Origin of the sequence: Paenibacillus rhizovicinus, from assembly GCF_010365285.1 — a bacterium.
Taxonomy (GTDB): domain Bacteria; phylum Bacillota; class Bacilli; order Paenibacillales; family Paenibacillaceae; genus Paenibacillus_Z; species Paenibacillus_Z rhizovicinus.
This window is the reverse complement of the sequence record NZ_CP048286.1, coordinates 1,932,155-1,953,141: the sequence shown is the minus strand read 5'-3', so window position 1 is coordinate 1,953,141 and position 20,987 is coordinate 1,932,155. Positions and strand designations below refer to the sequence as shown.

Annotated in this window: 20 protein-coding genes; 15 read left to right on the top strand and 5 right to left on the bottom strand. The window is 53.1% G+C overall.

Annotated elements, in window-relative coordinates; translation table 11 throughout:
• Positions 1-190 precede the first annotated feature (190 nt).
• Together GZH47_RS08965 and GZH47_RS34600 are read left to right on the top strand one after the other, a co-directional pair.
• A complete protein-coding gene (locus GZH47_RS08965) occupies positions 191-625 on the top strand; it encodes an ester cyclase (protein ID WP_162639777.1) in 435 nt (144 codons plus the stop codon).
• Between the two features lie 91 nt (positions 626-716).
• Positions 717-1,091 carry a DDE-type integrase/transposase/recombinase gene (locus tag GZH47_RS34600; protein ID WP_162645145.1) on the top strand — a complete coding sequence of 125 codons (375 nt, stop codon included), beginning with the start codon at positions 717-719 and terminating at the stop codon, positions 1,089-1,091.
• On the opposite strand, the gene GZH47_RS34595 is transcribed toward GZH47_RS34600, so the two are convergent.
• From GZH47_RS34595 to GZH47_RS08940, 4 genes are all read right to left on the bottom strand, one after another.
• Entirely contained in the window at positions 1,088-1,285 is a 198-nt protein-coding gene (locus tag GZH47_RS34595; protein WP_162645144.1) for an IS3 family transposase, read from the bottom strand. The genes GZH47_RS34600 and GZH47_RS34595 overlap by 4 nt on opposite strands.
• A 114-nt stretch (positions 1,286-1,399) precedes the next feature.
• Positions 1,400-2,278 (bottom strand): haloalkane dehalogenase, encoded by an 879-nt coding sequence (locus GZH47_RS08950; protein ID WP_162639776.1) that lies wholly within the window; start codon positions 2,276-2,278, stop codon positions 1,400-1,402.
• Between the two features lie 126 nt (positions 2,279-2,404).
• On the bottom strand, positions 2,405-2,992 hold the full coding sequence (locus tag GZH47_RS08945) for a TetR/AcrR family transcriptional regulator (protein WP_162639775.1): 588 nt from the start codon (positions 2,990-2,992) through the stop codon (positions 2,405-2,407).
• A gap of 95 nt (positions 2,993-3,087) precedes the next feature.
• Complete coding sequence (locus GZH47_RS08940) at positions 3,088-3,234, bottom strand: hypothetical protein (protein ID WP_162639774.1); 147 nt, start codon at positions 3,232-3,234, stop codon at positions 3,088-3,090.
• A 207-nt stretch (positions 3,235-3,441) separates the two neighbouring features.
• Between GZH47_RS08940 and GZH47_RS08935 the strand changes: the two genes are divergently transcribed.
• The 11 genes from GZH47_RS08935 (at position 3,442) to GZH47_RS08885 (ending at position 17,850) form a co-directional block, all read left to right on the top strand.
• Positions 3,442-4,584, top strand: coding sequence for a serine hydrolase domain-containing protein (locus tag GZH47_RS08935; protein WP_225446407.1), 1,143 nt, complete (start codon positions 3,442-3,444; stop codon positions 4,582-4,584).
• 196 nt (positions 4,585-4,780) lie between these two features.
• Positions 4,781-6,199: an ABC transporter substrate-binding protein gene (locus tag GZH47_RS08930; RefSeq protein ID WP_225446406.1), complete on the top strand. Its 1,419-nt coding sequence runs from the start codon at positions 4,781-4,783 to the stop codon at positions 6,197-6,199.
• A gap of 72 nt (positions 6,200-6,271) precedes the next feature.
• A complete protein-coding gene (locus GZH47_RS08925; protein WP_162639773.1) occupies positions 6,272-7,210 on the top strand; it encodes a carbohydrate ABC transporter permease in 939 nt (312 codons plus the stop codon).
• Positions 7,210-8,028, top strand: a complete 819-nt coding sequence (locus GZH47_RS08920; protein WP_162639772.1) for a carbohydrate ABC transporter permease — start codon at positions 7,210-7,212, stop codon at positions 8,026-8,028. Before GZH47_RS08925 ends, GZH47_RS08920 begins: the two co-directional genes overlap by 1 nt.
• An 11-nt stretch (positions 8,029-8,039) precedes the next feature.
• Positions 8,040-9,779 (top strand): cache domain-containing sensor histidine kinase, encoded by a 1,740-nt coding sequence (locus tag GZH47_RS08915; protein WP_162639771.1) that lies wholly within the window; start codon positions 8,040-8,042, stop codon positions 9,777-9,779.
• The gene (locus GZH47_RS08910) at positions 9,776-11,272 is read left to right on the top strand and encodes a response regulator transcription factor (protein ID WP_162639770.1); all 1,497 of its coding nucleotides are present in this window, start codon (positions 9,776-9,778) and stop codon (positions 11,270-11,272) included. The genes GZH47_RS08915 and GZH47_RS08910 overlap by 4 nt, the downstream gene beginning before the upstream one ends.
• 331 nt (positions 11,273-11,603) lie before the next feature.
• The gene (locus GZH47_RS08905) at positions 11,604-12,545 is read left to right on the top strand and encodes an ABC transporter permease (RefSeq protein ID WP_162639769.1); all 942 of its coding nucleotides are present in this window, start codon (positions 11,604-11,606) and stop codon (positions 12,543-12,545) included.
• Positions 12,546-12,549: 4 nt separating this feature from the next.
• Entirely contained in the window at positions 12,550-13,440 is an 891-nt protein-coding gene (locus GZH47_RS08900) for a carbohydrate ABC transporter permease (RefSeq protein ID WP_162639768.1), read from the top strand.
• Between the two features lie 31 nt (positions 13,441-13,471).
• A complete protein-coding gene (locus tag GZH47_RS08895; RefSeq protein ID WP_162639767.1) occupies positions 13,472-15,100 on the top strand; it encodes an extracellular solute-binding protein in 1,629 nt (542 codons plus the stop codon).
• Between the two features lie 187 nt (positions 15,101-15,287).
• Positions 15,288-16,337 carry a LacI family DNA-binding transcriptional regulator gene (locus GZH47_RS08890; RefSeq protein ID WP_162639766.1) on the top strand — a complete coding sequence of 350 codons (1,050 nt, stop codon included), beginning with the start codon at positions 15,288-15,290 and terminating at the stop codon, positions 16,335-16,337.
• A 235-nt stretch (positions 16,338-16,572) separates the two neighbouring features.
• Positions 16,573-17,850, top strand: coding sequence for a Gfo/Idh/MocA family protein (locus GZH47_RS08885; RefSeq protein ID WP_162639765.1), 1,278 nt, complete (start codon positions 16,573-16,575; stop codon positions 17,848-17,850).
• A 148-nt stretch (positions 17,851-17,998) separates the two neighbouring features.
• On the opposite strand, the gene GZH47_RS08880 is transcribed toward GZH47_RS08885, so the two are convergent.
• The gene (locus GZH47_RS08880) at positions 17,999-18,550 is read right to left on the bottom strand and encodes a helix-turn-helix domain-containing protein (RefSeq protein ID WP_162639764.1); all 552 of its coding nucleotides are present in this window, start codon (positions 18,548-18,550) and stop codon (positions 17,999-18,001) included.
• Between the two features lie 133 nt (positions 18,551-18,683).
• Here GZH47_RS08880 and GZH47_RS08875 point away from each other — a divergent pair, with 133 nt between their 5' ends.
• Both GZH47_RS08875 and GZH47_RS08870 read left to right on the top strand, forming a co-directional pair.
• Complete coding sequence (locus GZH47_RS08875) at positions 18,684-19,874, top strand: glycine C-acetyltransferase (RefSeq protein WP_162639763.1); 1,191 nt, start codon at positions 18,684-18,686, stop codon at positions 19,872-19,874.
• A 70-nt stretch (positions 19,875-19,944) separates the two neighbouring features.
• Complete coding sequence (locus GZH47_RS08870) at positions 19,945-20,943, top strand: NAD-dependent epimerase/dehydratase family protein (RefSeq protein ID WP_162639762.1); 999 nt, start codon at positions 19,945-19,947, stop codon at positions 20,941-20,943.
• Positions 20,944-20,987 lie beyond the last annotated feature (44 nt).

Below are 20,987 nucleotides of genomic sequence, written 5' to 3'. Positions count from 1 at the left end.
CCATGAGGGCTGCCAATCCGGCAGCCCTTCATTACGCTAACGAGCAGGATAGTTTGATCACTTCATGAATACCATAGGTATTACGAATTTAGAAGTTCACCAAAACGTTATAATGAAATAGTTGATAAGTGAAAGAAGAACGATACTTTACTTTATAATTAAGAGATACAATAAAAAGAGGTGTAAAGGCATGAAAGCAGCAGAAATCGTTGAAGAATTTTTCGCGCGTGTACGTTCCGGTCTTGACCCTGATGCGGCACATTCCTATATGGCAGGATGCGTCGCTGCACATCAGGTGACAGCGGAGAATGAGCAGACTGTTGAACGGTCGCCACAAAATTATGCGGACCATGTCCGGGATATGATGAAGGCATACGGGGCATTCCAACTGCAGATCAAAGAGTTTCTCGCCTCTGAGGATCGTGTCTATGTTAGGTGGAAGCAAACAGGGATGCATGTTGGAGAAGTCGAAGGATTTGCGCCGACTGGGAAGCCAATCATTGAAATCGCGAGCGCCGTATATAGGATTGCTAATGACAAAATCGTTGAATATTGGATTCAGATCGACCGTGAAGGTATTCGTAAACAGTTGGAACACAATGCAGCGGAGGTAAGCCAAGACTAAATTAAAGAAGAAGGATTACTATTTTAGTGTACCATAGCTAAAGTACATGTGTTGAATGACCTAAACATCTCTAAAAAGTAATCAATATAAAATAGGCCTCGCCTACCACACGTTACAGGATTGGCGAAAGCGAAGAACCCTAGACTTCAGCTCCTCCGCACCCAACGCAAAGTGGCTCTCGGATATCACTGAAGTCCCTTGTTCAGATGGCAAGCTTTACTTGTCAGCTGTAATGGATTGTTTTAATGGCGAAATCGTAGGCCTAGCCATGGATGACAATATGCGTAAGGAGCTCTGCATCCAAGCCTTCGAGAGTGCCTGTAAAGCAAGAAATGCTCGCGGAATGATCTATCACAGCGATCGAGGCAGTCAGTTCACGAGCCAAGCTTTCCGAGCGAGCCTGGCTAAACGTGGCGCCATTCAAAGCATGAGCGGCACGGGCCCTCATGCAGAAAACCATTGCTAAGCTGCCTTTAACATCAGTCGTTCGCGATAAAGGGCTGGGGGGCAGCCCCCTGGAATAGAGGTGTAGATCCGGCGCCTGTTGTAGTAAACCATGATGTACCTGAAGATAATGGATTTTATCTCAGCCATCGGGTAGTGCTCGGTTTTAATCTTGTACAGCTTTTCTTTCTTCAGCGTAGCAAAAAAGCTTTCCATCCTGGCATTATCATAGCAGCGTGGTGTTTTCAAACTGCACTTTTCTTGTATTTCTCTCACCAACATGCTGATGAGGGAAAATAAAGTAACGGACAGGTGAGTGCGATTAATCGGCTATGATAAATCCTTTAACCAGGCAGCAAGTGCGGCGCCGATCTCATGAGGCGAATCTTCCTGCGGATAGTGAAGCCCACTGACGATTATCTCCGTTTGCATGGGCCAGGTACGGCAGAACTCGACATGGGATGTCGGCATCGTGCCTGGAGCGCAGTTGACAAAGAGCTTCGGAAACGAGCTCTGTGGAAGCCACTCTCCATACGCGTTGACAATGTCCGTCACATCAGCCGGATCCCCGTCGAACGGAAGTTGTCGCGGCCAGGTTAACGTCGGACGGCGCCCTTCGCCAGGCAGCGAAAATGGCCGACGATATTCATCCATCTCTTCCTCCGTCAGCTTACGCAGTATGCCGACTGGAAGGTTGGTCTCGATGAAAGAGTTGTTTTCTAACACCATCTTTTCACCTTCCTCGGATCGTAACGCCTGAAAAATCAGCCGTCCCCGTTCCGGGATCTCGCTCCAACTACGAGGTTTAATGATTCCCTCCATGTAGGCGATGCCTTTAATGGCCTCCGGATGGCGATATGCCCAATCAAATGCCAGAGCCGATCCCCAATCGTGCACAACAAAGGTAACCCGTTCGTTAACGCCAAGTTGTTCCAATAGGGTGTCGAGATAGCGACGATTCTCTACGAATGTATAAGAGTCGGAACTGCTATGGGGGAGTTTATCGGAGTCGCCCATTCCGATGAGGTCCGGAGCAATGCAACGACCGAAATCTTGAGCATAAGGAATAATTTGACGCCAGAGATAAGAGGAAGTAGGGTTGCCGTGCAGAAAAACAATCGGATCGCCGCCTCCTTCGTCTACGTAGGACATTTCTAGACCAAGAACTCGTTGACGCTTCTTTACGTAAGGAAACAATGGTGCAACCATTCAGCATCTCACCTTTCATATGGTTAGATTGAATATGGGTAAATGCTGCATTTATGAATGCAAGCACATACTTACAATGAGGTCGTAAGAAAAGCCCTCTTCGGGGCTGCTCTTGGAGTCCGGAAATTATGGGCTAAGCGCCTTAGTAAATAAACGTACGCTTTCTTCGATAAATTCGTCCAGCGTATTTTCTGAGACGGCTTCTTTGGTATTTAGTCCACTGATGAAAGCTCCGTAATTCATCCACATAAATGACAATGCTTGGATCTCGGGGTTTGAGGAAACTGCTTTGTCTTCTGATGACATTCTGGTTAGATAATCAACGAGCAAATTTTTCAAGCTTTTCGGGTTGCGCGAAGCCTCCTGTAGAACGGAGTCGGGCAGAGTGCTGCTTCCTTTAAGCGCGATTGAAATTAACTCTCGGTTCCGGTTCATGATAGCATGATACGTTCGACTTATGGCAAGCAGATCTTCATGGAGATGTCCTTTAAGGCTCTCGTTAAAGAGCATAGTCATCTCATTGCCATAGTGAAATTGACTGAAGGCAGCCTCAAGCAGCTTCTCCTTCGTTCCAAAATGCCGAAATAAAGTGACTTCATTCACTCCTGCAGCCAGAGCGATTTCTTTGGTCGTTGTGCTGTCATAGCCTTTTTCCGCCATAAGGCTGATGGTTGCCAGTAATATTTTTTCGCTTGTTGTTGGAGTGGCATTCATGATTTTATCTACCCACCTCATAATGCAAGTACTTACTTACATCCCATTCTAAATGAGGTGTAATAAATTGTCAATGCATAAAATAACGGCGAACGTTAGCTCCATACTAATCTATTGACGGAAGCCGGATCGTCACCGGCATTGGCGTTTCCGGCCGAACGGTTATTGTTTGCGTTGTTGCCGCAGGCGCTTAAGGCCAAGACAACAACAAGCATGAGCAGAGGGACAAACCATGTTTTCATTGCAAAATATCCTTCGTGGTATAATACACTTGATAGTGATAATCATTATCAATTCGACATGAAAACTTTATTTGATTTTATTCCGCTTGTCAATCCTATTTTGGTTAAAGCTGACATCGTGCGGCGTAACACGATTTGAGTTTGCAGAAAGGGCCTCCCCTGAACAATAATAGTAAGAGATCTTTTAGTAGAGTAGGAGGATGAAGAATGATGGATTTTGCACCGCTTTCGAAGTTTATCGATCGCATCACCGCTTGGCGCATTCCATGGGCGGAAGTGCTGGTCGTGCACCGGAACGAGACGGTTTTCCGCTACCGTGCAGGCTGCGCCGATCTGGAAGCGAATATCCCCATCGACGAGGACAGAATTATCTATCTCTATTCGCTTACGAAGATTATGACCTGCGTAGCCGCGCTTCAGCTGGTGGAGAAGGGAGCGATTCTGCTCGGCGATCCGATCTCCGAATACCTGCCGGAATTTACCGAAATGACCGTGCGAAAGCAGCAGGAGGACGGCGGACATGCGACGGAGCCGGCGCAGCATCCGATCACGGTTCGCGACTTGTTCACGATGACGGCCGGCTTCTCCTACGACCTCGCTTCCCCATCCTTGCGCGATGCATTGAAACGCACGGACGGCAAGATGACGACCCGCGAGTTTGCGACGGCCCTCGCCCAAGAACCGCTGCTTTTCGAACCGGGGACCCGGTGGAACTACAGTCTGTGCCATGACGTTCTCGCGGCGCTTGTGGAGGCGGTCGACGGAAGACGCTTCAGCCTGTACGTGCGCGATGAAATTACCGGTCCGTTAAGCATGGCCGACACCGGCTTTCACCTGTCGGAAGCGCAGCTCGGCCGTCTTGCTCCGCAATACGAATACAAGGACGAGCTGGGCAAGGCGGTCCGCATGGACGGGAATTGGTACCGCCTCGGCTCGGAATTCGATAGCGGCGGAGCCGGCCTGCTGTCGACCGTAAGCGATTATGCGCGCTTCCTTAACGCGCTGACCAATCGCGGCACAAGCCCGGAAGGCGCGCGCATCCTGTCCGCTGCCAGCATCGATCTGATGAGGACCGATCACCTGACCGCGCGCACGAGGGGAGATTACAATTGGGCGCATCACGCAGGTTACGGATACGGGCTGGGCGTAAGAACCCATGTCTCTGAAGCGGGCAGCGGCTCCTTGTCCCCGCTCGGCGAATTCGGCTGGAGCGGCGCTGCAGGCAGCTTCGCGATCATCGATCCCGAATCGCAGTTGACCGTTATGTATGCGCAGCATTTGGTGAACAATCAGGAGCCTTACGTACATCCCCGATTAAAAAACATCGTTTACTCGTGCCTGGAAAAGTAAGCGAGCGGCGAAATTCCAATCGTGGCCGCGGCCTTCTTCGCCGCGGCTTTTCTTGTTATCCCCATTGACCATTCCGCCGTTTCCCGCAGACGGGAATCGCCGCATGACTTCCGAAACATTGTTGGAGCACGGGTAAAGAAATGAGCGCGGCGGCAGCAGATTTGGATCATTTGAAAGCGCTGTCAGAGGTGCTAAGATGAAACTGGAAACGGAAACGGAAGGCAAGAACGGTGCCGAATCCGGCCAAAGCGAATTGGGGAGGATTCTAAGAATGAGGAAGACTTGGTTCACCGTTATCGCACTATTGCTTATCGTCTCGACCGCACTCGTCGGGTGCTCGGAGCGTTCAGGCAGCAACGGCAATGATTCCGGAAACAAAGCGGCATCGAATGATGGCGGCAACGCCCCCAAGACCGACGATACGGCAAACGCGCCCAAAACGGACGGCGGGGAGAAGGTCCGTCTGACGGTGTACAGCACGATCGGAGAATTGAAGAACCAGGACATGATGAAATCGATCGCGGCGGACTTCACGAAAGAGAACCCGAACATACAGGTGGAATTTCAATTTCCCGGCGCGGAATACGAGAACATCCTGAAGGTCAAGATGGCCGCGAACGATCTGCCGGACGTGTTCGATACGCACGGTTGGGCCGTCATCCGCTACGACAAGTATCTGGCCGACCTGAAGGACGAGGCTTGGGCGCCTAATCTGACCGACACGATCAAGCCGGTGGTCACGAACAAGGACGGCAAGGTCGAAGCGCTCGTGCTGAGCGAGGCGAAGGACGGCATCTCGTACAACGCCGATTTGCTCGCCAAATACGGCATCGCGCCGCCGACGACGTTCGCGGAGCTGATGGACGCCGCGAAGAAATTGAAAACGGACAGCAACGGGGACGTGACGCCGTTCTTCATGTCGGGCATCGATAACGGCATGATCGGCGGATTCCTTGATCTCTACGCCACCTCCGAGTACATCAGCCCGGCCACGAACGACGCGTCGACGCTGCTGGACGGCTCGTTCGACTGGAAGAAATGGACGCCGCTCGCCCAGAAGCTGCTCGACTTGCAGAAGAACGGCTATATCAACAAAGACGTCCTGACCGCGAAATACACGGATATGCCTCAGCGCTTCGCGCAAGGGAAGATCGCGTTCGTCTTCGGCGCTCCTTCGTTCGCGGACGAAGTCTACAAAGTCAACAAGGACGTGAAGATCGGCATCATGCCGCTCACGACGATGGTCGACGGCGATTCGCAGACGTTCTCCGGCGGCGAACGCTACACGATGGGCGCCTGGAAGGACGGCAAGCATCTGGAGGAGTCGAAGAAACTGATCGCCTTCTTCTCCAAGCCGGAGAACATGTCGAAGATCGCAAACGCCACGAAGCTGCCTCCGGGCCTCAAGGATATTACGTCCGAGCATGAATTCACGAAATATTACGAGCAATTCAGCTCCGTTCGCGTATTTCCTTACTTCGACCGCGTCTATCTGCCGAACGGCATGTGGGACGTCATGTGCAAGACGGGCACGGCGCTCGTCGCGGGCGACGTCACGCCGGAGCAGTTCGCCGACAAAATGAAGCAGGAATACGACCGGCTCCGCAATCAATAGGCAGGCCGGGACGGGAAGGGCGCCGCTCTTCCCGTCCGGCGGCACACAATCAGGCTGGGAGGGGAGCGCTTTATGGCGAAAACAACCACTGCCGTTCGGGGCGCCCGCGCGGCCGCGCCGCCGCAGGGGCCTGTCCGCAAGCGGATGCGCAGCACCGCATGGCTTAATTTGCTCTACGTACCGGCATTGCTCCTGTTCGCGGTGTTCATTTTCTATCCGTTCGTCAAGGGCGTCCAGATTTCGTTCACCAACTGGAACGGCTACAATCAGGAGTACAAATGGATTGGCAGCTCGAACTACAAGCGTTTCTTCAGCGACCCCGACATGGGACGAGTCATTCGCAATACGCTGATCTACGGCGTAGGCAGCGCCTTCCTGCAGAATCTCATCGGCTTGGCTTACGCGCTGTTCCTGAACATGAGCATCCGAACGCGCGGCCTCGTACGGACGGTCATCTACCTGCCCGTCATCATCAGCTCGCTGATCATGGGCTATATCTGGTATTTTTTCTTTCAATACGACGGCGGCGCCATTAACGATATCCTGCTGTTGTTCCAGGACGAACCGTCCAACCTGCTCGGGGACAAGGATCTGAACAGCTGGATCATCACCTTCGTCAACACGTATCAATACCTCGGGATCGCGATGGTCTTGTTCCTGGCGGGCCTGCAGACGATTCCCAAGGACTATTACGAGGCGGCGACGATCGACGGCGCCACGGCCGTCAGCAGATTCCGGCACATTACGTGGCCCTTGATCGCTCCGTCCTTGACGATCAGCATGGTGCTTAATCTGATCGGCGGGCTGAAGCTGTTCGACGTCATCGTCGCGATGACGAACAGCGGCCCCGGCTATGCTTCGGCCTCGATGTCGTCCATCATGTACCTGCTCTACTTCGGCAGGGAGGATGCCGGCTATGCGGCCACGATCGGCATACTGATGTTCGCCATGATTTCCGTCGTCAGCATCTTCGCTTTGTACCTGCTGCGCAGAAGGGAGGTTCACGCTTGATGAGAAGGTCCCGCTCGGTCTGGCTGACGTTCTTGTCGCTCGTCATTTGCCTGATTCATATTCTCCCCTTCTACATCTTGCTGACGACCTCGTTCAAAGCGGCGGACGACCTGAGCTCCAAATGGGTCATGCCGGGCTATCTGTTCCTCGACAATTTCTCCAACGCCTGGCGCGAAGCGAGCTTGGCGACGGCGTTCCGCAGCAACATCATCGTAACGGCCGTCTCGGTCCTGCTGATCATCCTGGTCGGCTCCATCGCCGCCTATCCGCTGGCCCGGTACCAGACGCGCTGGAATCAGTTCATCTACGCGGTATTCGTATCCGCGCTCATCGTGCCGCCGCTTACGATTCTCGTGCCTCTCTATAAATTCATGGTCGATATCGGCGGCATGAATCAATACTGGGGCATCATCCTCCTGTTCGTGACGTTCAACCTGCCGATGACAATCTTCCTGTACACGGGCTTCATCAGCACGATCCCGAGGGAGCTCGACGAGGCCGCGATGATCGACGGCGCAGGACGCTTCGAACTGTTTTATCGCATCCTGCTGCCCCTCTTGAAGCCGATTACGGCCACGGTCATTATTTTGACGGGCGTCGCGGTTTGGAACGACTATCAATTCTCGGTCTTCTTCCTGCAGCATCCGCATACGCGGACGATCACGGTCGCGCTCGCGTCGTTCTTCGGCCAATACAACAGCAATATCGGATGGGTGGCCGCGGGCTCGCTCATGGGTGCCCTGCCGATGATCGTCCTGTATCTGTTCCTGCAGCGGTACTTCATCTCAGGTCTTGCCTCCGGCGCCATCAAAGGATAGAGGAGCGGTACATGAGACAATCCATTCGGCTCAAGCTAACGTTGCTATTCCTGCTAACGATCGTTCTACCGATTGTCGTCATCGTCGTGGAACTCCCCGCTTATTACGTCAGATCCATCAAAGAGCAGCAGTCCTCGCTAATGGCGGGGACTTTAGCTGCTCTTACGTCGCATATCGAGACTTATCTCGACGACCTCGACCGAATGACGGTTACCCCGTATTTCTATGACGACGTCATGCGCGCGATGAAGCTGAAATCCACGTACGGCTGGAACCTCTTGACGCCCTACGAGCAATTCGAGGCAGGGCAGACCTTGTCGAGCACGCTTCCGAACGCGCTCAAGAATACGCGCAAAGACATCCTCGGGACGATTCTGCTGCCGATGGACGGCTCCGTATACGTGTCCTCGTCAAGTAATCTAACAGGGGCGGTCGAGAACTTCCCATTCACGAAGCAGGACTGGTATATCCAGGCGCTGCGGGCGGACGGCGATGTGGCATTCATCAGCGTTCACGACCAGGATTATCTAAACGGCGCGCGGTCGAGCGTCTTCTCCGTCGCCCGGCTGATCAAGGACCCCGATACCAGACGTCCGCTCGGCGTGATCATGGCGGACGCGGACACGGTCGCCATCGAGCGCATGATCGACGGTATCGGGCTCAAGAACGGCGCATTGGCCGCGATTCTCGACGATAAGGGCAAGGTCATCTACGCCAGCGGTCCCCTCGTCGGCGAGCTGCGCGCGCAATTGGCCTCGGGCGCCGGTTACGTCCATGCGCCGGGCGACGATTATCATGTCGTGAGCAAGACGATCGCAAGGTCGCAGTGGGGCATCTACGTCATGTTCCCCGAAACCGTCGTTCGCAGGCAGCTGGATCGCGTGTACGCCGTCGGCATCTGGTTCGCCGTGGGCGGACTCGTCGTCGCGCTTATCCTGTACACGACCGTCTCCCATTGGATGGTGACCCCGTTCAAACGGATGATCCAGACGATGAAGCGGGTGCAGCGGGGCGATATGTCGGCCTTCTATCCCGTCAAGGGCAACGACGAAGTCGCGCAGCTGGGAGCCAGCCTGAATACGATGATCAGCCGGCTCGGCGAGCTGATCGATCGCGAATACCGCGCCGCGCTCGGACAGCGCAACGCGGAATATCAAGCGCTGCAATCGCAGATCCAGCCGCATTTTCTGTACAATACGCTGAACGGCTTCATCGGGCTGAATCGGTCGGGCCAGAGCGCGCTGCTGGAGCGGGCCATTCTGTCGCTCGGCGGCATGCTCCGGTACACGCTGGACAAGAACGAACGCGCGAGCCTGAAGGATGAGATGGAGTTCGTGGAGAAGTATTGCGAATTGCAGCAAATGCGGTTCGCGGACAAAATGGAGTTCGAGCTCGATTTTTCCCCCGAAGTATACCTCATGCTCATTCCGAAGCTGCTGCTTCAGCCGCTCGTCGAGAACGCGGTCATTCATGGCATCGAGCCAAGCAAGTCACCTTGCCTGCTGCGCATACAAGCGCATATCGTTCGTTCCCCCGAGCCCGGCGGGAACGGGGATTACTTGACGATCACGGTGTCCGATAACGGCATCGGGTTCGATACCGGATCCGGCCGCAGCGGGATCGGCGTGACGAACGTCCGCGAGCGGCTCAAGCTGGCCTTCGAGCACGCGATGCTCCGCATGCGTTCGGTGCCCGGCGAAGGCACGGAGGCCTCCATACAAATTCCGTTGAAGGATGTGATGCGCGCATGAAGCTGGTCGTGGCCGATGACGAAAATTTAGTCCGATTCTCGATTCGCAGCATGATCGGCGAGATGGACGCGGCATGGGTGATCGCGGGCGAGGCGACGAACGGCGAAGCGCTGCTGGAGCTGCTGGCCGAACAGCAGCCGGGCGTGGCCATCGTCGATATCCATATGCCGGGTCTGAACGGGCTCGAAGCGATCCGGCAAGGGAAAGCCTTGTCTCCCATGACGAAATGGATTATCCTGACCGGCCATTCCGATTTCGCGTTCGCGCGGGAGGCCGTAAAGCTCGGCGCGTCGGACTATCTGCTGAAGCCGATCGGCACGGACGATTTGGAACGCGCGCTCTATGCGACCTACAAGGACGGCCGGGAAATGATTCTGCTGCACAACGAGCGGTTCGGAAGCAACTTGTCGGCGCTGCTTCACGGCTTGATCGCCGTTCGCCAGGAGGACCGCGAAGGGGTTTTCCACCAGGGAAGCTTCATGGGCGCCGTTTTCGAACAGGATCTTCCGGCGGGAGGAACGGCGCGCGCCGAAGCGCACGCCGCGTTCTATAGGCGGCTGACGGCATGCATCGACAGGCATTTGGCCGGCGGCATCCATCTGGCGATCGTCACGCTGCCGGGCGGCGAGCTGGCCGCAGTGGGGGCTTGGAACGCGGTCCAAGGCTGCGAGGGCAAGCGTCAGACGGGCGCATTCTTCGAAGACGCGCTCCGGGAAGCGGCGCTGGCGAGCTCCGGGGAGGAGGCGGTCACCGTGCTTGCGACGGGGCAATGCCGCGGATTCAAGGAGCTGAACGCGCGGCTGGCGGAACTGCAGCAGCTGCGCGAACTGCGGTTCTTCTACGGTTTCGGCGGCGTAATCGAACATGGCAGCCTTCAGGCTGCGACGGGCTGGCAGGAGCGCTTGACGCTGGGGCGCAAGCTGTCGGCGGCGATCGACTATTTGCACGAGGGACGCTTATTGAATTTTCAAAACGCTGCCATGGAGCTGGAACCGGCGCTCGCGGGCTGGGAGCTTGCGGCGGCGGAAAGCGAGAAGCGCTCCCTGCTCAAGTACATCGGGCATGCCGCGCCGGGAATCCGGCTCGCCGAGGGGAGCAGCGGGAGCGCCGTCGCGCAGGAGTTTCGGCTGCACGGGGAGCGGATGCTGCGCCGGCTCAAATCCAAGGAAGTCGGACCAAGCGACGTCGTATCGCAGGTGCTCCTCTACGTCGACCGGCATTATGCCGAGGAGGTCGCCATCGGCCAAATCGCGGATCTCCTGAACGTGACGCCAAGCTATTTGAGCACGCTGTTCCACAAGAAGACGGGCTTGACGTTCATGAAATATTTGACGCGGCTGCGGATGGGGAAGGCCGAGGAGCTGCTGCTCGGGACACGCATGTCGATTAAGCAAATCGCCGAGGCGGTAGGCTACTTCAGCACGCGGCATTTTACGAAGCTGTTCACGGAAGCGTTCGGGAAATATCCGTCCGATTACCGGAAGTCGGTCTAGTCGTTCCGTTCAAGCTAATAGAGATAGAAATCGAAAGCGCTCACCTTTGCCGCGCTGCAATGGTGAGCGCTTTTTAGTTTGGCTCGCGATCGGCATAAATGACCCGGATTATGAAATCGCTTTCAAACAGTTAATGGATATCATGGCCACGATGGAAAATTGGATCCAAATAATCCATTGACACCTGATAGATTTCTCATTATCATAGCATTATTCAAGGAAAATTTGGTGCAAATATCCGTATTTTGTCTGGTGGATATACGCCAAACAAGACCAAACTTGTATTGACCGGAATCCTATCGACTGCGAAATATTGAAATGAGGTGAGCGAATGTCAACAACGACTAGAAAAATTTCGAAGATGTCCTTTTATTCCAAATTTTTGTACGACTGGAAGTGTAACCGCTCTTTTTTGATGATGTCGATACCTGGACTAATCATAATAGCCTTATTTGCTTATTATCCCATGGTTGGCGTCTTAACTGCTTTTCAAGATTACAGCCTGTTTAAAGGGATGGGCGGCTCCGAGTGGATCGGCTTTGATAACTTCAGACGGTTTTTTGCAGATCCAAACTTCTATCGAATTGTGAAAAACACGTTCCTGCTCGGTCTTTATAACTTGCTGTGGTCTTTCCCCGCACCCATTGTTCTGGCTTTATTGATTAATGAAATGGTGCACCCGAGAATCAAGCGATTTGTCCAAACCGCTACCTATTTGCCTTACTTTATATCGGTTGTCGTAATCGTTGGGATTATGAAATCGATGTTCAGCGATACAGGCATAGTGAATGATATGTTAGCGACGGTCGATGCAAGTCCGATCCAGTTTTTCAACGAATCCGGCTTTTTCAGAAGCATGTATATCGGCTCAGACATTTGGCAGGGAGTCGGCTATTCCAGCATCCTCTACTTGGCTGCTATTTCAGGGATCGACACGGAAATGTACGATGCGGCCAAGATCGACGGCTGTTCAAGGTTCAAGCAGATTTTTCTGATCACCTTGCCAAGTATGCGCCCGACCATTATTACGCTGTTCATTCTGGCCGTAGGGAGCATTGTCAGCGTCGGATTCGAAAAAATACTGTTAATGTATAGCCCTGCTACGTATGACGTTGCCGACGTTATTTCTACTTATGTTTACCGCAAAGGGATGTTCGATCAAGATTATGGATTCTCAAGCGCTATCGGGCTGTTTAACAGCGTGGTTTCTATTATCTTCTTGCTGAGTGCAAACTTCTTCTCCAAAAAATTCTTAGATGAAGGTTTGTGGTGATGGGATGAAAAATCCGAACAGAATTAGAGATCCGATCGAAGATCAGGTTTTTCTTGCCATCGTCTATATCATATTAGCGATTACCGTCTTGATCATGCTGTATCCTTTTGCCTACGTTCTATCCGTTTCGATCAGCGATCCGGCGGAAGTCATGGCGGGGAAGGTTTCGTTCTATCCGCGCGGTTTTGACAAAGGCGCATACCAGACGATGATTAACCACCCTGTTTTTTATACAGCGTACAGAAACACGATATTATATACCGCGGTCGGTACGCTCTTAACCTTGTTTTTCACTTCCATTACGGCTTATCCGCTTTCCAAAGACAAGTTTCAAATGCGGTCCTATATCGCCCAAATCTACATCGTAACGATGTTTTTCAGCGGCGGCATGATTCCGACCTATCTGGCATTCAAGTCGATGAATCTGATCAATACGTTTTGGGTTATGGTTCTTCCCGGGGCTTTGTCCGCGTGGAACGTCATTCTAATGAGATCCTTCTTTAGGAATATACCTGAGGCCTTGAGCGAATCCGCTCAAATTGATGGCGCCTCGAATCTTCAGATTTATGCCAGAATCTACTTGCCGCTTTCCAAGCCAATTCTGGCCACGATCGGTTTGTTTACGGCAGTCGGCATTTGGAATGGGTATTTCTCAGCGCTGCTCTATTTGAATGACAACACCAAATATCCGTTGCAAATGATATTAAGAAGTATATTGATTACGGCATCCGTCGATCCAAGCGATAAAGGCGCTTATGCTGACTTAACTCACTCTCCTACAGAATCGTTGAAAATGGCATCTATTGTTATATCCACGCTTCCTATTATGTGTATTTATCCTTTTATACAAAAGTATTTTGTGAAGAGTCTGATGGTAGGCTCAATAAAAGGATGATATATAAAATTAAAAAGAGGAGAGTCTTGTTATGAAAAGATTGTTAATCTTTTTTGTAGCGGTCATTGTGTTGATTGTTACGGGGTGCAACAGCAACAGCAACAACAACAACAACAACAACAAATCTTCGAATGCCGCAGAACCAGCAACGACGACTAACGCTTCGAATGAAACACAAGCAGAGCCTGCTGCAACCGGAGCGGAGAAGATCAGCGCCAAGCCCATTCAAGTCAATTGGTTCTTTACGGCAGATACCCCTTACACGGGGGACGAAGAAGTGTTCAAGACGATCGAGAAGTACACGAATATTAAAATCAAGCCTATTAACGTCTCTCGCGCAGACGCTACGGAGAAAATCAATACGATGCTGGCCTCCGGCGAGCTGCCAGATTTGATGTCGCTTCAAGGCGGACAAAAATATGCGGATAAATACGGCCCGCAAGGCGCGTTCTTGAATTTGACGCCATATATGGAGTCCGGCAAGCTTGATAATATGAAAGCGATGCTGGAGAAATATACGCCTGCCATGGATCTGGCTCGTTCGCCGGACAGCAACTATTACGGCGCTCCGAGAATGTACGATGTTCCTTATCGTGCCGACGAGGTATTAATCGGCAGAACCGATATTTTCGCGAAAAACAACTTGTCCACGAAGTTTGAAACGTTTGATGATTTATACAACACGTTAGTGAAGCTGAAGAAGCTGTACCCGGATTCCTATCCGTATTTTGTGAGATGGGGAACCAATCATTTGATCGAGAACCAAGCTTACTACAGAGGGAGCGACACTTCCTTCTATCTGGATCAAGCGACGCAAAAATACGTTTTCGGTCCGGATAGCCAAGCCTACAAGGATACGCTGATCTTCTTGAACAAGCTGTATGCCGAAGGACTGGTGAATCCCAACTTCGCCACGATTACGGATGAAGAATGGAACGAGCTCTTGGCTACCAACAAAGGTTTCGTGACGATCGACTACCCGCAAGCCGGCGACGAAATTATTCAAACCATGGGAGACAAAACTCCGGAGGGCTTTGAGTTTACGGCGATGCTTCAGCCGAAATACAACGATACTAGAGTGGGTACGATCGTTCTAAGCGGTTATTACGGAGCATTGAAAATGATTTCAAACAAATCGAAATACAAGGACGAATTGGTTAATTTATTGAACTGGATGTACAGCCCCGAGGGAATCGACGCCATGCAATTCGGCATTGAAGGCGAATCGTATGACAAGAACGCTGACGGCACGATTAAGTTTTTGAAGGATTTCCAAACGCCTGCAACGCCGAAGGGCAGTATCAAGAATTCCGGCTTGAACAATCAAGACCTGTTCACGGTCGTAAACCAACAAGCCATTAATACGTATGAGCTGAATGGTGCTGCAATGAAGAAGTCGGTAGCCTTCTTAACTGAGAACAACGCCTTCGGTAAAGCGACCTTTAATGCGAAATTTACCGATGATAAAGAGCAGAAGGAATATGGCGACATCAAAACAGCGATCGATACGTATGTCGAGGAAGCTTCCGTGAATGTCATTATCGGCAAGCAAAGCATCGACACTTGGGATACGAAAGTCATTCCGCAGGTTAAGAAGCTTGGCTCCGAGCGAGCTTTGGAGCTGATCAATAAAGCTTACGACGAGACGTTCAAGAAATAATCCCTATCTCATCCATCGTAAAGAAGGAGTGTGAGCTTTCACGCTCCTTTTTTTATCTTAACGACCGGGAGGATCTTATGATATGACGAGTTAAATATCTTCCATGTTGATTGGAGAGCGATTGACACCAAATTCCACCCAAAGGTATCATACATAAATACATAAGCATAATCGAGGAGGTGTTAATTTGCCGACATTGAAGGATATTGCCGATAGGCTCGGAGTATCGATTTCCACTGTATCGCGTGCGATCAGCAATGATGCCAATCGCCCTGTCAGTAAAGAGACAAAGCGCAAAGTATTAGAAGTCGCGAATGAGATTGGCTATGAAATCGATGCCGAGGAAGCGCCTTTGGCAGCGAAAACCGGCTATCCAATCGAGAAATCAATAGGCTGTATCATGCCTCAGTCCGCATTTGATTATCATCCGTACTTTACAAGCATTCTGTCCGGTTTCCGCAAGAAATTGTACGAGCTTGGGAGAACTCCCGCGTTCATCATAGCGAGGGAAGAGATCGGGAGTCCTCATTACTTGCGCTCCTTGATCAGGGAAACGGGAGTGAAGGGCATTCTTTCGATTGCCTGGTATGATAAGGAGCAGTTTGAGGTCTTGAAAGAAGAAGGCGTGCGCGTGCTTGGCGTCAGCTTGAATTATGATAGCTTAGCCGTACCCGTCGTCGATTGCGACCGTCTCTCAGCTGCGCGTTCCGCGGTCAGGCATCTGGTTGCGCAGGGACATAAGAAAATCGGATTTATCGGGGGACCCTCATTCTCTAATGAAATGGATGAGGATGAACGATTTCAAGGCTACAAGTTCGGTATGCTCGAAACTGGAAGCGAGCTGAACCGAAGCTGGATTATTAATGCCAAATGGGACGTTGATTTGAGCTATAGCTTGATGACCGAGATGCTTGGCAGGCTGAATGCGGATGAACGGCCGACCGCGATGTTCTGTGCAAGCGACGCATTGGCGTTACCCGCGCTTCGCGCCGCTGTAGAGAAGGGTTATCGCATTCCGCAGGATATCGCATTCGTTGGCATGGATAATATTGAATTCGCGCAATATTCATCGCCGCCGCTCACGAGCGTGCAGGTGCCGAAATCGGAAATCGGCGAAGTGGCTGCAAACATGTTGGTTAATTACGTGGAGGGTCAATATTCGCTGCCGCTCAAAGTGCTGCTCCCGTATGAACTTGTGGTCCGTCAATCGTCAACCTTCATGAATAAGGAAAGCTGAACGTTACAAGCGGTAATTTGACGAAAAGCGCCTCTAAATGCGGTTCATCCCATAGGATGAGCCGCTTTAGAGGTTCTTTTTTTGAGCGTGCAGTGAAGGATGAGGGTTATGAGAATTTGGAGCCAAATATACGTTGACATGAAGTGTTTATTCCAAATATGATTGCTGTAATGAAGTGAATTTGGTGCGAATTGGGCAAGCTTTCAATTTGAACTGACAGGGGAGAAGAGTAAACATGAAGCAATTAACAGCTGTATTAATCGGAGCTGGCGCGCGCGGTGCAGGAAGTTACGCGCCCTACGCCCTCCATTATCCGTATGAGCTCAAATTCGTCGCAGTAGCGGAAGCCGATTCCAAAAGGCGGACAAAATTCGCCAATGACCATAGCATTCCAGCCGAGCGTGCGTACGAATCGTGGGAGGAGCTGCTCGCCGAAGGAAAGCTGGCGGATATTGCTGTCATCTGCACGCAGGATCAAATGCACTTCCAGCCGACGATCCTTGCGCTGAACAATAACTATCATGTTCTTCTAGAGAAGCCCATGTCTCCCAATCCGCAAGAATGTCTTGAGATGGAGAGAGTCGCCGAAGAGAACGACAGACTTCTGACCATATGTCACGTACTGCGCTATACGCCGTTCTGGAGCGCGATCAAAGAGACGATTCAAGCGGGGCACATCGGAGATATCGTATCCATTCAGCTGAATGAAAACGTCGGCTATTGGCATATCGCCCATAGCTTCGTCCGAGGCAATTGGAATAACGCCGAGCAATCGAGCCCGATGATTCTCGCAAAATCTTGTCATGACATGGATGTTCTATCATGGCTGATGGATCAGGCGTGTACGAAGATCAGCTCGTTTGGTTCCCTGATGCATTTCCGCGAGGCCAATGCGCCCGAAGGGGCAGCGGAACGGTGCCTTGACTGCCGCGTGCAATCGACCTGCCCTTATGCTGCGCAGCGCTTTTATTTGAGCGATCAATTCAAGCCTTGGGCTAGACATTTCGCGCCGGATCTTTCCCAGGAGAAGATCGTGCAGGGATTGAGAGATACGAACTACGGTCGTTGCGTATATAAGAGCGACAACAATGTCGTGGACCATCAAGTAGTCAACATGGAATTTGAGAGCGGAGCGACGGCGATCTTCAGCATGTGCGGCTTTACCTTCGAGCAAGAGCGCCGAATTCAAATTATGGGGACCAGAGGGGAGCTGCGCGGCGAAGGGAACATTATTACGATATTCGATTTCCTTACGCATAGGAAGACTGAACTCACCATTGCCGAACAGTCCAGCGGACATGGCGGAGGCGATGCGGGCATCGTCAGCAGCTTCCTGGACGAAGTGAGGAACTATGGCGGTCAAGAGAGCTTGACGTCGGCATCTGCTTCGGTCCGCAGCCACTTGATGGCCTTCGCTGCCGAGGAATCGCGTCTGAATGGCGGGAAGGCCATCGATCTGGATGCGTATGCGGCTGAGCTTCGTTCAGCAGGGAAGAGTCAACTGACACGTTAACGAACAAGGTTCCATTTCTAGTAAACAAAACAGCGTGAGCCCGGCTTAATGCCGCTGCTCACGCTGTTTTGTGCGTTATAACATACGATCGGTAAACGAATAAATTCCATTCGTTGTGTGCGTCATCGCATACATGGGGGAATGAAGTTTACGGATAATAAATGATCGCATTATACCGCAGCAGGCCTTCGCCCGCATTTCGATAGATATGCGGCTGATCGGCCGCGAACCGCACGGCGTCCCCTTCGTTGACGTGATAGGAAGTATTCTGGATGTCGACCACGAGCGTTCCGAACGACACCAGCACGTACTCCTCGACGCCAGGGCTGTGAGCCTCGGACGCATGCGTGGAACCTTGGTCCATCTCGACGGCGTACGCCTCGAACTTCTTCGACGGATCGAAAGGAAACATGGGATACGAACGGAATTTCCCATCCTCTTCGAGCAACGGCTCGATATCCTGTTTCGCCACGACCGCGACCTCCCCGGGGGGCTTCTCGATCAGCGAGGTGAATGATAACCGCAGCCCATTGGCGATCTTCCAAATCGTCGAAATGGTGGGGCTCGTCTCGCCGCGTTCGATCTGCCCGAGCATCGCCTTGCTGACGCCGGTCAGTTCGGATACTTTATCCAGGCTAAGGCCGCGCGTCTGGCGGACGGCCTTCAAGTTCTTCCCTAGCTTGATATGAATCTGTTCCATTCGTTCCTCCTGCGCCCGTCTTTATTCCTCATTTTATCCGAAGCGATTGAAAAAGTCGAAAAGTTATTGTGCGTTATAACGTATTTATGTATAATATGCCATATAAACCTGCGTGACCAAAGGAGAAATGACCATGTCCAGTCCATCATTGACGCGATTCGTGCGGAGCAGTCTGGAAGAGCTCAAGCAGAACGGGCTATTCAATCAAATCGATGCGCTGCAGGGCGGCAACGGCCCGACGATCCGAATCAAGGACCGTTCGCTCATTAACTTGTCTTCGAACAATTATTTGGGCTTGGCAAGCGACGAGCGCCTGATCGCCGCGGCCGAGAAGGCGCTGCGCCAATACGGCGTCGGCGCCGGCGCGGTGCGCACGATCAACGGCACGATGGAGATTCACGGGGAGCTGGAAGCGAAGCTGGCGCGATTCAAGCAGACCGAATCCGCCATCGCTTATCAATCGGGCTTCAACTGCAATATGGCCGCGATTTCCGCCGTCATGGATGCGGGCGATGCCATTCTCTCCGACGAACTCAATCATGCATCCATCATCGACGGCTGCCGCTTGTCGAAGGCGAAGGTAATCCGCTACAAGCATTCGGACATGGAGGAGTTGGAGCGCGTAGCGCGCGCCGCGAGGGAATCCGGCCAGTACGCCAAAATCATGGTCATTACCGACGGCGTCTTCTCGATGGACGGCGACATCGCGAAGCTGCCGGAAATCGTAGCTATCGCCGAGCGCTACGACTTGATCACGTACGTCGACGATGCGCATGGATCCGGCGTATTGGGAGAAGGGGCGGGCACGGTCAAGCACTTCGGCCTGTCCGACCGGGTCGACTTCCAGATCGGCACGTTGTCCAAGGCGATCGGCGTTGTCGGCGGATACGTCGCGGGCAAGCAGGAGCTCATCGAATGGCTGAAAGCGCGAAGCCGGCCGTTCCTGTTCTCGACCGCCACGCCGCCGGCCATCGCCGCAGCTTGCGTCGCCGCCCTCGATATCTTAATGGACAGCACGGAGCTGCAGGCACGACTGTGGCGCAACGCCGAGTATTTCCGCCAGGGACTGGAGCAGCTCGGCTTCCGTACCGGACATACCGAGACGCCGATTATTCCTTGCATCATCGGGGAAGAGAAGCAGACGCAGCGGTTCAGCCGCGAGCTGCTGGCGGAAGGCGTGTATGCCAAAGCGATCGTCTTCCCGACCGTGCCGAAGGGCTTGGGACGCATTCGGAATATGCCTACGGCTGCGCATACGACAGCCATGCTGGACGAGGCGCTGGCCGTCTACGGGAAGGTGAAGAAGCGGATCGGCCTGGAATAAGCAGGCGCGACGCCGTGCCGGCGAGCCGTTACGAATTGTCGGGAGCGCATAACAGGAGGGGAATTCGGAAATGAAAACCATTATGATTACCGGGGCTTCCGGTCAAATCGGCAGCGAGCTGACGGCTAGGCTGCGGCAGCTTTACGGCGCGCAGCATGTCATCGCGACCGATATCATGCCGGACCGCAGCGGGGTTGGCCAGGATGAAGGGCCGTTCGAATTGCTCGACGTCAACGACCAGCGCGCAATATATGACGTCGCTCGCCATTATAAGGCCGATACGATCATCCACTTGGCGGCGCTCCTGTCCGCGACAGCCGAGAAGAGCCCGCTGTTCGCGTGGCATCTTAACATGGGCGGGCTCATTAACGCGCTCGAGACGGCCAAAGAGCTGGGATGCCGCTTCTTCACCCCGAGTTCGATCGGCGTATTCGGCCCCGCGTCCCCGAAGGATGCTACGCCGCAGGTGACCGTTCAGCGGCCCGTGACGATGTACGGGATCAATAAAGTGGCCGGAGAGCTGCTGTGCGATTATTACTACGCGAAATTCGGCGTAGACACGCGGGGTCTGCGCTTCCCGGGCCTGATCTCCTACTTGACGCCGCCGGGCGGCGGAACGACCGATTACGCGGTGGAGATGTTTTTCGAAGCGGTTCGCTCCGGCGCGTATACCTCCTTTATCGGACCGGGCACGTTCATGGATATGATGTATATGCCGGACGCCATCGACGCGATCGTGACGCTGATGGAAACCGACTCCGCGCAGCTGGTCAACCGCAACGCCTACAACGTATCGGCGATGAGCTTCGATCCGGAACTGCTGGCCGCCGAGATCCGCAGGACGATTCCGGATTTCCGGCTGGCCTACCAGGTCGATCCGGTAAGGCAGCAAATCGCGGAAAGCTGGCCGAATCAGCTCGACATCTCCGCCGCCCGGGAGGAGTGGGGGTTCAAGCCGAGCTTCACGCTGGAGCGGATGGCGCGGGATATGCTCTGCCATATCGCGGCCGGCCCCGGCAAGGAAGCGAGCGTCGAGGGCGGATCGGCTGTCGATAAGCAGGTGTCCTAGCCGGACTTCGATGCGCTTCCGTCTGGCGGCATCCGTAGACAATG